Annotated in this window: 17 protein-coding genes; 1 reads left to right on the top strand and 16 read right to left on the bottom strand. The window is 44.1% G+C overall.

Going from position 1 to position 15,528, the window contains the following annotated elements:
- Positions 1-111: 111 nt before the first annotated feature.
- The 10 genes from pfkB to DWW81_RS08470 all read right to left on the bottom strand — a co-directional run bounded on the left by pfkB (position 112) and on the right by DWW81_RS08470 (position 10,283).
- Positions 112-1,011, bottom strand: coding sequence for a 1-phosphofructokinase (gene pfkB, locus DWW81_RS08515; protein ID WP_117897456.1), 900 nt, complete (start codon positions 1,009-1,011; stop codon positions 112-114).
- A 66-nt stretch (positions 1,012-1,077) separates the two neighbouring features.
- Positions 1,078-1,758 carry a YoaK family protein gene (locus DWW81_RS08510; RefSeq protein WP_117891738.1) on the bottom strand — a complete coding sequence of 227 codons (681 nt, stop codon included), beginning with the start codon at positions 1,756-1,758 and terminating at the stop codon, positions 1,078-1,080.
- Positions 1,755-2,690 carry a homoserine O-succinyltransferase gene (metA, locus tag DWW81_RS08505; RefSeq protein WP_117897457.1) on the bottom strand — a complete coding sequence of 312 codons (936 nt, stop codon included), beginning with the start codon at positions 2,688-2,690 and terminating at the stop codon, positions 1,755-1,757. The genes DWW81_RS08510 and metA overlap by 4 nt, the downstream gene beginning before the upstream one ends.
- Positions 2,691-2,847: 157 nt before the next feature.
- Positions 2,848-4,095 carry a serine hydroxymethyltransferase gene (gene glyA, locus DWW81_RS08500; RefSeq protein ID WP_117897458.1) on the bottom strand — a complete coding sequence of 416 codons (1,248 nt, stop codon included), beginning with the start codon at positions 4,093-4,095 and terminating at the stop codon, positions 2,848-2,850.
- Positions 4,096-4,302: 207 nt separating this feature from the next.
- On the bottom strand, positions 4,303-5,565 hold the full coding sequence (locus tag DWW81_RS08495; protein ID WP_181982707.1) for a replication-associated recombination protein A: 1,263 nt from the start codon (positions 5,563-5,565) through the stop codon (positions 4,303-4,305).
- Between the two features lie 23 nt (positions 5,566-5,588).
- Positions 5,589-5,879, bottom strand: a complete 291-nt coding sequence (locus DWW81_RS08490) for a hypothetical protein (RefSeq protein WP_022286705.1) — start codon at positions 5,877-5,879, stop codon at positions 5,589-5,591.
- Between the two features lie 406 nt (positions 5,880-6,285).
- Positions 6,286-7,551: an ATP-dependent Clp protease ATP-binding subunit ClpX gene (clpX, locus tag DWW81_RS08485; RefSeq protein WP_117897459.1), complete on the bottom strand. Its 1,266-nt coding sequence runs from the start codon at positions 7,549-7,551 to the stop codon at positions 6,286-6,288.
- 14 nt (positions 7,552-7,565) lie between these two features.
- Positions 7,566-8,156, bottom strand: coding sequence for an ATP-dependent Clp endopeptidase proteolytic subunit ClpP (gene clpP, locus DWW81_RS08480; RefSeq protein WP_022286703.1), 591 nt, complete (start codon positions 8,154-8,156; stop codon positions 7,566-7,568).
- Between the two features lie 63 nt (positions 8,157-8,219).
- Complete coding sequence (tig, locus tag DWW81_RS08475) at positions 8,220-9,500, bottom strand: trigger factor (RefSeq protein ID WP_117891741.1); 1,281 nt, start codon at positions 9,498-9,500, stop codon at positions 8,220-8,222.
- Between the two features lie 72 nt (positions 9,501-9,572).
- Entirely contained in the window at positions 9,573-10,283 is a 711-nt protein-coding gene (locus tag DWW81_RS08470; protein WP_117897460.1) for a metallophosphoesterase, read from the bottom strand.
- A gap of 96 nt (positions 10,284-10,379) precedes the next feature.
- Between DWW81_RS08470 and DWW81_RS08465 the strand changes: the two genes are divergently transcribed.
- A complete protein-coding gene (locus DWW81_RS08465) occupies positions 10,380-10,544 on the top strand; it encodes a DUF1540 domain-containing protein (RefSeq protein WP_117876148.1) in 165 nt (54 codons plus the stop codon).
- A gap of 72 nt (positions 10,545-10,616) precedes the next feature.
- Here the strand turns inward: DWW81_RS08465 and thrC are convergent, their stop codons facing one another.
- From thrC to lepB (DWW81_RS08435), 6 genes are all read right to left on the bottom strand, one after another.
- Complete coding sequence (gene thrC, locus DWW81_RS08460) at positions 10,617-12,107, bottom strand: threonine synthase (RefSeq protein ID WP_022286699.1); 1,491 nt, start codon at positions 12,105-12,107, stop codon at positions 10,617-10,619.
- A gap of 148 nt (positions 12,108-12,255) precedes the next feature.
- Positions 12,256-12,648 (bottom strand): YraN family protein, encoded by a 393-nt coding sequence (locus DWW81_RS08455; protein ID WP_117897461.1) that lies wholly within the window; start codon positions 12,646-12,648, stop codon positions 12,256-12,258.
- Positions 12,626-13,240: a ribonuclease HII gene (locus DWW81_RS08450; RefSeq protein WP_117863751.1), complete on the bottom strand. Its 615-nt coding sequence runs from the start codon at positions 13,238-13,240 to the stop codon at positions 12,626-12,628. The genes DWW81_RS08455 and DWW81_RS08450 overlap by 23 nt, the downstream gene beginning before the upstream one ends.
- 1 nt (position 13,241) lies before the next feature.
- On the bottom strand, positions 13,242-14,138 hold the full coding sequence (gene ylqF, locus DWW81_RS08445; protein ID WP_117897462.1) for a ribosome biogenesis GTPase YlqF: 897 nt from the start codon (positions 14,136-14,138) through the stop codon (positions 13,242-13,244).
- 20 nt (positions 14,139-14,158) lie between these two features.
- Entirely contained in the window at positions 14,159-14,728 is a 570-nt protein-coding gene (lepB, locus tag DWW81_RS08440; RefSeq protein ID WP_117897463.1) for a signal peptidase I, read from the bottom strand.
- On the bottom strand, positions 14,725-15,360 hold the full coding sequence (gene lepB / locus DWW81_RS08435) for a signal peptidase I (RefSeq protein WP_117863748.1): 636 nt from the start codon (positions 15,358-15,360) through the stop codon (positions 14,725-14,727). The genes lepB (DWW81_RS08440) and lepB (DWW81_RS08435) overlap by 4 nt, the downstream gene beginning before the upstream one ends.
- Between the last annotated feature and the right edge of the window lie 168 nt (positions 15,361-15,528).

The following is a 15,528-nucleotide window of genomic DNA, read 5'->3' as shown; positions in this document are numbered from 1 at the left end:
GGCATTGGCTTCCAATTGAAGCCAGTGCCTTTTGACTTGTTAGAATCATTAAGAGGAATACCCTTTTTTCAACAGGTCAACTATTCTCATAATATTTCTCCCTATATTTTTTCAGAGCGTTTCAAGAAGCTCTGCGATCTTTTCTTTTTGAGCAAGCCCGTCAGAAAAAGCGGTCGCACCGCCAGCGGCAGTGCCAAGTTTAAGAGCATATTCATAATCGCCATGCAATATACCGGCGGTAAAGCCTGCCACCATTGAATCGCCTGCACCAACGGAATTTTTTACCTTGCCTTTACATACTCCACAGCGATGTATTTCACCGTTTTCGTCAATAAGCATTGCGCCGTCCCCTGCCATTGAGATAAGCACGTTCACAGCGCCCATTTCTTTAAGCTTACGTGCGTATTTTTCTATCTCCTCATCATTAGTGAGTGTCACTCCGAACATCTCGCCAAGCTCGTGGTTGTTAGGCTTGATAAGGAAAGGTTTATATTTAAGCACGTTGAAAAGCAGGTCTTTTGTTGCGTCCACAACTGTTCTGATATTCTTGTGTGCGAGCCTTTCCAGTATCTTCTCATAGATATTTGACGGCAGTGAGGCAGGTATGCTTCCTGCAAGGATAAGCGTGTCGCCGTTCTGAAGCTTATCAAGCTTTGCAAAAAGCTTATTCACAGCCTCGTCATCTATATCAGGCCCCTGACCATTCAGCTCTGTTTCCTCAGCGGATTTTATTTTCACATTTATACGGGAATTACCGTTTTTGAGATGAACAAAATCTGTATCAATTCCCATTTCCGCTAATCCGTTCTCGATAGCTTCACCTGTGAAGCCTGCAGTGAAGCCAAGTGCCTTTGACTGAATGCCCAGCTCTCTAAGAACTACAGACACATTTATACCCTTGCCACCGAAATACATCTCTTCCCTATCTGAGCGGTTGGTAGACCCAAGCTTCATTTCCCCTGTATGAACAACATAGTCGATAGCAGGATTGAATGTTACAGTATATACCATTTTACATTACCTCCTTGATATATGCTTTTGTGAGATATTTATTGTCCTGAAGCTTGTGGGTGATCGTCACTTACCTTCTGCTAATTTATCGTCGTCGCTTCTTAAAATGCAGAGTGCGACAACAAGTCCTGTCAAAGCGACAAACACCGCTTTAGTTTCAAGCAATTCTGTGACAAATGCACCCACTGCCGCTCCGCCGATAAAGCAAAGGATTATGCCATAATACTGCATTGCATTACTAAGCTTCTGCTTATCCTTAGTTTTCAAATACTGAAACAGATTATCCGTACCGCTTCTAAGATTGCCAGTACACATCGTGGTAGCGAAAGGCTTTCCGTCCATTTTCCTAAAGCCCTCCACCTGCATTGCACAGGTAAAAGAAACCAGGATATTCGCCAATGTGTTAAGCGTACCGGCAGGGATAAATCCCACAATAGTCAGCACCACAAGCTCCACACCGATTATGATCCTATGCCAATGTATCCTCGGGTGTTCATTGAATTTCAGCTTCACAGCTTCCACTATCAGCACGCCAAGCATAAAGGACAGTATAGGCATGAGATAAAGAAAGACCTTCAGCCAGCTTCCCTCTTTGATATTGATAGCCAACAACACCATGTTACCTGTCTGTGCATTTGCAAAAACATGGTCACGGCTGATGTAGGTATAAGCGTCAAGATAGCCGCCCACTATTGCGAGCATTACTCCAACGCCGTAAAACTCAGCTATATGTCTGCCGTTCTTCATTGTGAAGCCCCCAGTGGCTCAAGTTCGTTAAGATCATATGGCGTTTTCTGATAAATGCAGTAGTTGAGCCAGTTTGAATAAAGCAGATTAGCTGAACAGCTCCAATTGAAAATAGGCTTGTTTTGCGGATCATCGTCAGGGAAATAGCTATATGGTATCTGTATAGGCAACCCCTTTTCCTTATCTCTGAAATACTCTTTTGCAAGGGTCTCACGATCATATTCCCAGTGGCCGAACAGGAAAAACTGTCTTTGCGTCTTATCTGAAACAAGATGCACACCAGCCTCGTTTGACACTGCCACCACTATAAGATCGTCCACCTTTTCGATATCTGCACGACGCACCTCAGTATGACGTGAGTGCGGACAATGGAAAACATCTCCAAAGCCTTTAAGAATAATGCTTTCGGGATAGTCGATATGGTGCTTGAAATTGCCAAACATCTTCTCTTTCAAAGGATATTTGGGAACTCCATAATGATAATAAAGCCCAGCCTGAGCGCCCCAACATATGTGGATAGTTGAGAAAACATTGGTCTTTGACCATTCAAAAACTCTGCAAAGCTCGTCCCAGTAATCAACGTCTTCATACTCCATTTGCTCAACAGGCGCACCGGTGATTATAAGACCGTCATATCGGTTATCGCACACCTCGTCAAAGTTCTTGTAGAAAGCAAGCATATGCTCGATAGATGTGTTCTTTGACATATGGCTGCTCATCTGAATAAGGTCGATGTCAACATGAAGAGGTGTGTTGCTCAAAAGACGCAGAAGCTGCGTTTCTGTCGCAATTTTGTCAGGCATGAGATTGACAATAGCGATCTTCAAGGCACGAATGTCCTGATGAGCGGCTCTGTCATCGGGAATAACGAATATATTCTCATTTTCCAACGTTTGAAACGCAGGAAGGTCATTTGGTATTTTAATTGGCAAAGTATATCCCACCTTTTAATTATACTCTAAAAGACTATTATAACACGATCTCTGTTAAAAATCAACCAAAAGAGAGATTTATTCATATATTATTGAGAAAAAAGGGAGCGACCTAAGCCGCTCCCTTTGTGTATCAACAGTATATAGATCCGTACAATTATTCGTAAAGTGGATATTTCTTGCAGATAGCGTTTACCTTTTCTCTGATCTCGTCAGCCTTATTGTCAAAGTCTATTGCTGTGAGATACATACACTCAGCAATAACGTCCATGTCCTCCTCAACAAGTCCCCTTGTGGTAACTGCCGCTGTACCAACTCTTACACCGCTGGTTACAAATGGCTTCTCAGGGTCGTTAGGGATAGCATTTTTGTTTACAGTGATGTAAACCTCGTCAAGCTTCTTCTCAAATTCTTTGCCTGTGATGTGGAATGGTCTGAGGTCAACAAGCATAAGGTGATTGTCTGTACCGCCTGATACGAGATTGAATCCTCTGTCAAGAAGTCCCTTTGCAAGAGCCTGTGCATTCTTTACGATCTGCTCACCGTATGCCTTGAACTCAGGCTTGAGAGCCTCGCCAAAGCAAACTGCCTTTGCAGCGATAACGTGCATAAGAGGGCCGCCCTGTGTGCCCGGGAAAATAGCAGAATTTATCTTCTTTGCTATATACTCGTTGTTTGTGAGTATAAGTCCTCCTCTTGGTCCTCTCAGGGTTTTATGTGTTGTTGTTGTAACAATGTCAGCATATGGTACTGGCGACTGATGACAGCCTGCGGCAACAAGTCCTGCAATATGCGCCATATCTACCATAAGATATGCACCAACAGCCTTTGCTATCTCAGAAAGCTTCTCAAAATTGATAGCTCTTGGATAAGCGCTTGCACCTGCAACAATAAGTCTAGGTCTGCACTTGTTAGCCTGCTTGTAAAGAGCCTCGTAGTCGATATAACCCTCGTCATTTACGCCGTAAGGAACAAAATTAAAATACTTACCTGAAAGGTTTACAGGTGAGCCGTGTGTAAGGTGTCCGCCAGCGTCAAGGCTCATACCCATAACAGTGTCGCCCGGCTTAAGAAGAGCAAAATAAACAGCAGTGTTAGCCTGAGCGCCAGAATGTGGCTGAACGTTAGCATACTTAGCACCAAAAAGCTTGCAGGCTCTTTCAACAGCTATATCCTCCACAACGTCAACGCACTGACAGCCGCCATAATATCTCTTACCAGAATATCCCTCAGCATACTTATTAGTAAGCACAGAACCCATTGCAGCCATAACGGCAGGTGAAACGATATTTTCGCTTGCGATAAGTTCAAGATTTCTTCTCTGTCTTGCCAGCTCGGCTTCCATTGCTTCGCCGACTTCTTTATCGACATTTTCAACAAAGCCGATAGTATCCATTATTTTCATCGAAATTACTCCCATCATAAAATTTTACGGACATTCCGTTCTCTTTTATTATAGCGTATTTTTCTTTTCATGTCAACGAAAATTTTTTTATAGTGAGGAATGAGGAGTGAGGAGTGAGGAATTAAGGTATCGCCTGCGGCGATTAATTTTTGTAGAATATGATCTACAGCCACAAGAACGCTTCACTCTTTTCGTTTTTTCCATTTCTCACTTCTTTATCTTCTCCCAATACGCTTTCGCCATTTGCTCCGTCTTATTCTCACCATACTGATAATAAGTCCTCCCCACAAGCTTATCAGGCAGATACTGCTGTTTTACCCAATGGTTTGGATAGTCATGAGGATAAAGATAGTGCTGTCCTTTGATAACAGCACCCTCGCCGTCAAAATGCTTATTCTGCAAGTGCCGTGGATAATCTCCGAAATCACCGTTTCTAACATCTGCTAAAGCTGCGTCTATTGCTGATTCAGCAGAATTTGATTTTGGAGCAGTGGCAAGAAGAACCACAGCTTCCGCCAATGGTATCCTTGCTTCAGGCAGTCCCAACTGCAATGCCGAATCAACGCAGGATTTCGTCACTACCGCCGCCATTGGATACGCAAGTCCAATATCCTCGCTTGCGATAACAAGCAGCCGTCTGCACAGAGAAATAATATCCCCCGCTTCCATAAGCCGTGCGGCATAATGAAGTGCGGCGTTCTCGTCAGAACCTCTTATGGACTTCTGCAAAGCCGACAGAATATCATAATGCTCGTCCCCTGCACGGTCATAGCGCATATTGCTGCGCTGAGTAAGAAGCTTCACATTATCAAGGTTCACGGTGAGCTTTTCACCGTCATTATCTGCCGAAAGTATGCAAAGCTCCACTGTATTTATTGACTTTCTCACATCACCGCCGCAGCCCCTTGCGATATGCTCCAACACACCATTTTCAAGACGCAGTTTCAGTCCCAGCTCATCAGCCATAAGCTGAAAAGCACGCTTTATTGCAGGCAAGATCTCCTCCGAAGTCAGCGGTTTGAACTCAAACACAGTTGAACGGCTGATTATGGCATTGTACACATAAAAATACGGATTTTCAGTGGTAGAAGCGATAAGAGTTATCTTGCCGTTTTCAATGTATTCAAGAAGAGATTGCTGTTGTTTTTTGTTAAGATACTGTATCTCGTCAAGATAAAGCAAGATACCATTAATGCCGCTGAGCGTTTCAGTTTCAGCAACTATCTGCTTGATATCAGCAATAGAAGCACTTGTGCCGTTAAGCTTATGCATAGTCATATTAGCATTATTTGCTATCATTCTTGCGACCGTAGTTTTGCCAACACCTGACGGACCGTAAAAAATCATATTTGGTATTTTACCGCTTTCGATAATACGCCTGAGAGGTTTATTTTCGCCTAACAGGTGGGTCTGTCCCACAATATCATCAAGGGTCTTGGGTCTAATTCGTTCAGCCAAAGGCACACTCATTTTATGATCTCCTTAAAAAGCAATTAGTCTAAAATGTTCTGAATATCCTCTAAATGAAGCTGATAAGCCATGCTGTTTATCTTTTTAAGCAGGTAGGTTTTTGCAACAAGAACAGCTTCCTGATATTTGGTGTTTTCCATACCAAGGCAAATACGATAAATAATGAATTGATTAGAGGAGATTTTCATGATAATGTGATTATTGCCCTCGAAAGTACCACGGCAAATGGAGTTGGAGTTGACGAAGTTCCAAAGGTCGGAGTAAGTGAGAGCAGTGACTTCATCAGTAATAAACTGTTGGATAAGTTCATTCATATGGATACCCCCTATAGTGTATTTTCTTTAGTATAGCACATATTTCCGCATAATTCAAGGGAAAATGCGGTCAAAGTGGGGAGTGTCGTCCATTAGCTTCATGACCTCGTATCGTAAACAACAAAATGTAGACGTCCCGATATCGAAGTGTCGAATTTTTTTGATTGTGACAAATTTATGCAAGCGACCGAAACGAGCGAACAATGCTCGTCCCTACCACAAATTGTGCGTTTTCTCAAAGTTTGTGCAATAAATTACAAGATGTAACGTCCAAAAAGCGGGCTGTCGAGGGTGCCAGCCCCTACATGGTTTGTTAAACAAATAAATAATGTGCGGATAACGCAGATATGCAACAAAAAAAGAGGCAGAATACTCCGCCTCTCATTTATCTGTACAAAGATTTGTACTATTTTTTCTTTCTGGCCGAGCTTACCGCACGAGTTATCTCAGGCTCTGCTTCGCCACGAACACATTCAGCCGTTATCTTTATGCCAACTATCTCATCATCAGACGGCGCTTCAAACATGAGCTTTGTGAGTATCTTCTCAACTATCGCCCTAAGTCCTCTTGCTCCTGTCTTTTCTTCAATAGTCCTCTTGGCTATCTCTCGCTTTGCGTCCTCTGTGATCTCAAAATCGATGTTGTCAAGCTTGAAAAGCTTCGTATACTGCTTGATAAGCGAGTTCTTTGGCTCAGTGAGTATCCTGCAAAGTGCGTCCTCGTCAAGCTCGTCAAGAACCGTGATAACAGGAAGTCTGCCCACAAGCTCCGGTACGATACCGAACTTAACAAGATCGTGTGGTACTACCCTCTTCATGATGTTGTTATCGTCCTCTTTGCTCTTGACCTTTCCGCCAAAACCAAGTGATGATGACTCTGTACGCTTCTTGATAACACTGTCAAGTCCCTCAAAAGCTCCGCCACAGATAAACAGAATGTTTTTGGTGTCTATCTGTATGAACTCTTGATGTGGGTGCTTTCTGCCACCCTGTGGAGGCACATTGGACACACAGCCCTCTACTATCTTTAGAAGTGCCTGCTGTACACCCTCACCGCTTACATCTCTTGTGATAGAAACGTTCTCCGACTTTCTTGATATCTTATCTATCTCGTCGATATAAATAATACCGTTCTGAGCCGCTTCAACATTATAATCTGCCGCCTGAATAAGCCTTGTAAGCACGTTTTCAACATCGTCGCCTACATAGCCTGCCTCTGTGAGCGTAGTAGCGTCAGCAATAGCAAAAGGCACGTTTAGAAGCCTTGCCAAAGTCTGTGCAAGCAAAGTCTTTCCTGTTCCTGTTGGTCCAAGAAGCAAAACGTTGCTTTTCTGTATCTCTACGTCATCATCGTCATTAAGTGACAAAATTCTCTTGTAATGATTGTATACCGCAACAGAAAGAGCTATCTTTGCGTCCTCCTGACCGATAACATAATCGTCAAGAACTGCCTTTATCTCCGCAGGCTTCTTTAGGGTTATGCCGCTGTCAGCTGCATTTTTACCCTTGCCGCGCTGCTTCGTTGTAGGAAGTCCCTCCTGCTCAGCCAGAACATTATAGCAATAAAGTACACACTCGTCACAAATGTGGCTCGTGCCTGCTGAAAAAAGTGTTCTAACCTTGTCCTCAGGCTTGCCGCAGAACGAGCATTTTCTTATTGTATCATTAGCCATTTATTTCACCGAACCTATCTGTTAGTTATTACCTTGTCGATAAGACCGTATTCAAGAGCCTCCTGAGCTGTCATATAATTGTCACGCTCAGTGTCGATGTTGATCTGCTCGATAGGCTTGCCTGTGTTCTGGGCAAGTATCCTGTTGAGCTTCTCTCTGGTCTTTACCATGTGGTCAGAATGTATCTTTATATCTGTACACTGACCAGAAATTCCGCCGCCTGCGATAAGAGGCTGATGAATGAGTATCTCACTGTTTGGCAGAGCAAATCTCTTACCCTTTGTGCCGCTTGAAAGCAGGAATGAACCCATTGAAGCAGCCATACCCATGCATATAGTTGACACGTCACACTTGATATACTGGATAGTATCATAGATAGCCATACCGGCTGTGATAACTCCTCCGGGGCTGTTTATATAAAGGTCGATATCCTTTTCAGGATCCTGTCCTTCAAGATAAAGCAGCTGTGCCACTACTACGCTTGCCACTGCGTCGTCTATCTGGTCGCAGAGCATGATTATTCTGTCATTGAGCAGGCGGGAATAAATGTCATAGCTTCTCTCGCCTCTGCTTGTCTGTTCCACTACATAAGGTACCAATGCCATAAAATTGCCTCCTTAATCTATTTTCGCCCGCATAAGGTCATGCGGGCGAAAGCATAAATTATCTTACTTTATAACTGCTGCGTCCTTGATAAGGTCAACAGCCTTGCCAACTGCAATATCCTTCTTAAGGTCGTCGTCATGGATAAACTGCTTGATCTGGTCAACGTCAAGCTTGTAAGCCTCAGCAAGCTTATCGAACTCAGCCTTAAGCTCGTCCTCAGTCACCTCGATATTCTCAAGCTTTGCGATCTTTTCAAGTGCAAGTCTGAGCTTGACCTGCTTCTCAGCCTGCTCAGCATATGCCTTCTTTACAGTGTCGATAGTCTGACCTGTATACTGCATATAGAGATCAAGTGAGATGCCCTGTGGTGCAAGTCTCTGCTCCAGCTCGCTGATCATCTCGTTTACTCTGTTGTCAAACATGACCTGTGGGATCTCAGCTGTCATGTTCTCGATGACCTTATCGAATATCTTAGCCTCTACCTCGGAATCAGCGTGCTTCTCGTTAGCTTCCTCAAGCTTCTTCTTAACGTCAGCCTTGTATTCGTCAACTGTATCGAACTCTGTTGAATCCTTTACCATATCATCGTCCAGCTCAGGCATAACCTTCTTTGATATGCTCTTGAGCTTGATCTTGAATACAGCAGGTGCGCCTGCAAGTTCCTTTACCTGATACTCCTCAGGGAATGTTACGTTGATGTCGAACTCCTCACCGGCGTTGTGACCAACGATCTGATCCTCAAAGCCAGGAATGAACTGACCGCTTCCAAGTGACAGTGTGAAATCTTCTGCCTTACCGCCCTCGAAAGCAACATCGTCCTTGAAGCCCTCGAAGTCGATAACAACGTCGTCGCCGTTTTCAGCCGCTCTGTCGTCAACTGTTTCAACAGTAACGTTCTTCTCTCTGAGAGCGTCAAGCTGCTTGTTGATATCCTCATCAGTTACAGGATTGACAACTTTTTCAACTTCTATACCCTTATAGTCCTTAACTTCAACCTCAGGCTTTGTGATGCAAGTTGCCTTGAGCTTTACACCGTTTTCCTTGCTGATCTCAGTTACCTCTACCTCCGGGCGAGTAACAAGTTCCAGACCGGACTCTTCAACTGCGCCGTTTACAACAGGAGCGTACAGAAGATTTACAGCGTCCTCAAAAAATACCTGCTCGCCGTATTCCTTTTCGATAAGCTTTCTAGGAGCCTTACCCTTACGGAAGCCAGGCATAGCGATATTCTTTCTTGCTTTAAGATAAGCTTTCTCTATTGCAGCCTCAAAATCCTCAGCAGAGATCTCGATCTCAAGCTCGTACTTATTGGTTTCAACATTGTTTGTAGCTTTTAAACTCATTTATTATTCCTCCATTATATAAATGTATCTTATACATTATAGCACAAATATATTGTCATTTCCAGCATTTTTTTATAAATTGTCACTTTGCACAATTTTCGTTATGTCCAATGGGTCAAAATGCAAGAAATCACTAGCTATAAGCCGATATTCCACTCCGTCACGAGTGCCGTTTATTGCATAAGCGTGGGCTCTTCCGTGAAGGTGTCCGTAAAAACACTTTTTTATGCCGTATTTATGAAGCACTTCAAGCATATCATAATTGCAGCTATTACCGAAAAGCGGCGGATAATGCAGAAACACCACAGGCTCTAAGCCTGCCTTTTGTGCAGACTCGATAGAGAGTGCAAGTCTGCCTGCTTCCCTTGCCAGAACCTTCTGATCTGCAGGTTCACCATTATCGCTTATCCAGCCTCTTGTTCCGCATATGCCGAAGCCCTCATAGCTGTAATGATTATTATGCAGGATATTTATGGTATCAAAACCGTTTTCTGCGAAAAATTTATCCATTTTGTTCTTGGTGTTCCACCAATAATCGTGATTGCCCTTGGATATTATTTTTCTGCCGTTGAGCTTATTTATGAACTCGAAGTCTTTTTTCGACTGCTCAAAATTCATTCCCCACGAGATATCACCCGGTATCACCACAGTGTCCTCGGGACGAACTTTGTTCTGCCAGTTTGTTTCAAGCTTTGTCACATAGTCAGACCAGCCGCCGAATATATCCATTGGTTTATCTGTACCCAGCGACAAATGCAAGTCGGCAATGGCAAATAGGCTCACGGTTTTTCCTCCATTCCAGAAACTTCATGTATTATCCCGACCACTCATGCACATACTACTTTTGCAGCAAAAAGCTGCAGAAGGAGCGATGTACAAATGGAGAAGGATAGAATTTACGGTATCCACTGCAACGTAGACAAATGCGTTTACAACAGCAACAACTGCGAATGTACCGCAGGCAAGATCAACGTAGGCTGTACCTGCACCGACCCTGACTGCTGTGACGAAACAGAGTGCAAGACATTTAAGGCAAGAGGCTAATTCCCCTCGCCATGGTCAGTGGACATACGCTGTGCGCTGACCTCCGCCCGACAATAGTCGGACGGGTACATATCAAATACCCAGAGCTGAGTAGATGTAGTCCTTCATATCAGCCTTGTCGATCACCTTTGTGAATCTTACTTCCTTATCTTTAAGCGCAGCAAGTGAAGCAGGAACAGGTATCTTTGAAACCTCGGCAAGCTCGTCAACAAGACCGAACTCGTCAGCGTTTGTATCCTTACCGATAGCTGCGAGAACAGAACCTGAGAACTTATATGGGCTTGCTGTTGAAGCGATAACAGTCTTTGTCTTGTCGCCTGTAGCAGCCGCATAGTCCTTGTATACCTTCACTGCAACGGCTGTGTGAGTGTCGCAGGTGTAGGAATACTCGTCATAGATCTCCTTAATGCAAGCCTTTGTCTGCTCATCGTCGCAGCAGCCTGCATAGAACTCGTCAGCGATAGCCTTCTTCACTTCGTCTGTTACCTCATATCTGCCTGTCTTAGAAAGGCTGCCGAACCACTCTCTTATCTGAGCGTCGTCAGAGCCGCTGAGGTGATAGAGAAGTCTTTCAAGGTTTGAAGAGATAAGGATATCCATAGAAGGTGAGATAGTTGTATGGAACGGACGATTTCTGTCATAAATACCTGTCTTTATAAAGTCTGTGAGGACGTTATTTGCGTTTGAAGCGCAGATAAGCTTATTAACAGGAACACCCATATGCTTTGCATAGTAGCCTGCGAGGATATTACCGAAGTTGCCTGTTGGAACAACTATATTTATCTTGTCGCCAAGCTCGATCTCGCCGTCAGCAACAAGCTGAGCGTATGTAGATACATAGTAGATTATCTGTGGTGCAAGTCTGCCCCAGTTGATAGAGTTTGCAGAGGAGAACATCATGCCGTTCTCAGCGAGCTTATCGGCAGTTTCCTTGCTTGTGAAGATAGTCTTAACACCTGTCTGAGCGTCGTCAAAGTTGCCCTTGATAGCGCAAACGCCAACGTTGCCGCCCTCCTGAGTTGTCATCTGCTTTTTCTGCATAGCTGAAACGCCGTCCTCCGGATAGAACACCAGTATCTCTGTACCCTCAACGTCCTTGAAGCCCTCGAGAGCAGCCTTGCCAGTGTCGCCTGATGTAGCAACGAGGATAACTACCTTCTTGTCAACGCCAAGCTTCTTGATAGAAGTTGTGAGCAGGTACGGCAGTATCTGGAGAGCCATATCCTTAAATGCACAAGTTGGACCATGCCACAATTCGAGCATATAAGTGCCGTCAAAAAGGTGAGCAAGCTCTGCAATATTGTCTGTGTCGAAATTCTTTGTGTTGTAAGCACCCTCTACGCAGTAACGTATCTCAGCCTCTGTGAAATCTGTGAGGTACTTTGAGAAAACGAAAAATGCTCTCTCGGCGTAGCTTTTTTCGCCAAGAGCCTTGATATCATCAAGTGTTATGGCAGGTATCTCAGACGGAACGAAAAGACCGCCGTCCTCAGAAATGCCCTGTGCTATCGCCTGTGCAGACGAAACCTTTACTTCGCTGTTTCTTGTACTTTTGTAAAACATAAACAACAACCCTTCTTGTTTTAGATGTCCGACAGGTGTCGGCTATTTACAGACCATTTGTTCAGATAACGTCTAACATTCCACGTCACGGGCGAACAGTGTTCGCCCCTACAGACACAGTTCGTTCGGCATATCCGACCCATGGTCTTTATTTCATACTTGCATCAAAAGCGTTCACATAATATCTCAGCTTTTTGACTCTGCCGTTCTCCAGCTCTACCGCCGCAACATCGAACCGACAGCACACAGGCTCTAAAATCCCCTTACAAAAAGCCTGTGCTGTCTGAACGATATGCCGCTGCTTGACCGGATCAACTGCCTCTTCAGCGGAGGTAAGAGAGCCATGCTCCCTAGTTTTGACCTCCACAAAAGCTATGATATCCGCTTTCTCTGCGATTATATCTATTTCACCGCCTCTGACGGTAAAATTCCTCTTTATTATCTCATACCCGTGTCTTACAAGAAAGCCGCAAACTGCGTCCTCCCCGATATTGCCCGCCTTTCGGCGCTGGGTATGGTCAATGCCCGTTTTTCTTTGCATAATACTTTTTGAGAAAACTCATTCTATGTATCCCGCAAGGGCCATATCGGTCTATCATCTCATAGTGGAGCTTTGTGCCATATCCCTTATGCTTCTCAAACCGATACTCAGGATATTGTTCAGCCATTTGCTCCATATACCTGTCCCTTGCGACCTTTGCAAGAATTGAAGCCGCCGCCACTGCCTGACTTTTGGCATCTCCCTTTACCACCGCTATGGCAGGACATTCAAGCCCCTCAGGGGTCTTATTGCCGTCTATAAGGCAAACGTCAGGCTTTGTATCCATATCCTCCACCGCTCTTTTCATTGCAAGCATTGCGGCGTTAAGTATATTTATATCCTCTATCTCTTCCACTGTTGCGGTCTGTATAGAAAAGTCAACTGCTTTTTCCATTATCTCATCAAAAAGCTCCTCACGCTTTTTCGCTGTAAGCTTTTTGCTGTCGTTTATCCCCTCTATAACTGTGTCCTTATCAAATATCACAGCCGCCGCAAACACATCTCCTGCAAGAGGACCTCTGCCAGCTTCATCGCAGCCGCACACCACGTTATGATCTTTTCTTATCTCGTTGTCAAACTCACTGAGCGTCATATCAATACCCCTTCGGCTTTTCAAGAGTAAGTCTGCCGAGAGTGCCGTTTCTGAACTCGTCCATAACTGTAATGGCTGCCCTTTCGGTATTGATCTCTCCGCCAGAAACTAAAAAGCCACGCTTTCTGCCTATTCTTTCAAGAAGCTCAAAGCCCACAACACAGCCGATAGTTTCCTCGTCAGCAGGCTCTATATCATCTGTTCTGATGCCATAACGTTTCTCGATAAGCTCAGGATAGTTCTCTTTCAAAAACTCCAGCAGACGGCAGGCAAGATATTCCATGTCCATTATATCGTCCTTGACTGCACCTGTAAATGCGAGCCTTTCGCCAACAAGCTTATCCTCAAACTTAGGCCACAGCACGCCAGGCATATCCAAAAGCTCAAAGCCCTCGTCAAGCTTCACCCACTGTTTGCCTCTTGTAACGCCGGGTCTGTCCTCGACTTTTGCAAGCCTTGACCCTGCAAGTCTGTTGATAAACGAAGATTTGCCAACGTTTGGTATACCGACTATCATTATTCTTACAGGTCTGCCAGACATACCCTTGGCATTCCATTTCTCAATATCGTCCTTTAAAAGCTCTTTGAGCTTTCCATAAAACTTGCTTACGTTCCTGCCACTCCGACAATCTGTAGCAAGAGCAGTTATTCCCTGTTTTGCATAATAGTCCAGCCACATTGCCGTTACCTCAGGGTCGGCTGAATCAGCCTTGTTGAGAAGCACAAGCCTTGGCTTTGAGCCTACGATACGCTTCATTTCAGGGTTTCTGCTTGAAAACGGGATACGAGCGTCAGTTATTTCCACAACTGCGTCCACAAGCTTTAGGTTTGACGCCATAATGCGGCGTGTTTTTGCCATATGTCCAGGAAACCACTGAACGTGAGATACTTCGCTCATATCTTCCTCCTTACTCTAACTCAATCTACCTTACCAATGCCCTCGTCATTGCCTGCCGCAAATCGAAACAGAACTCTGCCGACTATCTCGTCATAAGGCACATATCCTATTACACGGCTGTCTGTGGAATGATTTCGGTTGTCGCCCATTACAAAGCAACAGCCCTCAGGCACTTCATATTCATAAACTTCACTTTCTTTATTATAGTATCTTTCATCAAAATACTCGTCGTCAAAGCTGCCGTCGCACTTAATATAGCTCTCATCAAGCACTGCTCCGTTGACCTTGACTACAGCCGACTTGTTGTCTATCTCGACCTTTTGCCCTTCAACGGCAATGATACGTTTGATTATCCTATTGTCAAGAACTGACGAGTTGACCACAACTATATCCCCCTGCTTTGGCGTATAAAGCAGTTTTGATATAACAAGAGAATCATTTTCAAAAAGAGTGTCCTGCATTGACTGTCCTTGTACGTTAACTGTTCTGAACACAAAAGTAAAAACAAGCACGACCACGAACATTGCCATGACTATGATCTCAAGAAAGTCGAACAGATTATCAACAGCTCTTTTGCCCTGCTTTTTCAACTTACCTTACCAAAACTGTCGAATGGATAAAGCCTTAAAACTGCCTTGCCAAGCACGTCAGACGGGTCGATAAAGCCTATCCTTCTGCTGTCTGTGGAATTATTTCTGTTATCGCCCATGACGAACAGCTTGCCCTCAGGCACGTCATACTCAAAAACATTTTCTTCCACTTCATATTTCTCATCAAAGAGATTAGTGTTATACATAGCTTCCCTGATATTGTCATTTGAAATGACCTTACCGTTCACTGTAACGGTGTTGTTATTATAATCAACGACAACCTTATCTCCACCGGTGCCGATAACACGCTTGATTATAGTTTTGCCAAGCTTTTCGCTGTTGATAACAACAATATCGCCCTTTTGGGGTGTATAATTTATGTGAGTGATTATAAGTCTGTCCTGATCCTGCAAGGTCTCACGCATAGAAGGACCCTGAACAAGAACTATCCTGAAGAAAAAAGTAAATATCAGGATCACCATAAACATAGCGAACACGAAAGATTCAGCCCATTCAAAGACCTCGTCCATAACATTCACGGGCTGTTTTTCCTTTAGGTCGTCAGGGGCGGCTTTTTTAGCCTTGTCAATATCCTCCTGAGAAACGTCGCCGAATTTTTTATTATCGTCCATAAAAGCCTCGATCCTTTATCCAAAGGCGGCAAAAGCCGTCAAATACTCATATAGATTTATTATATCAAATTTCAAAACAAATTACAAGGGGGTAAGGAAAATTTCTTTGAGATAGGTGTAGTGCTACAATAGATATTGGACAAAATTAAGAAAAAAGAAAAGAGAGAT

The organism is Ruminococcus sp. AF17-1AC (assembly GCF_003461385.1).
In the GTDB taxonomy this organism is placed as follows: Bacteria; Bacillota; Clostridia; order Oscillospirales; family Ruminococcaceae; genus Hominimerdicola; species Hominimerdicola aceti.
Note: the sequence above shows the minus strand (reverse complement) of the source record. Positions and strands in the feature narration are given on the sequence as shown.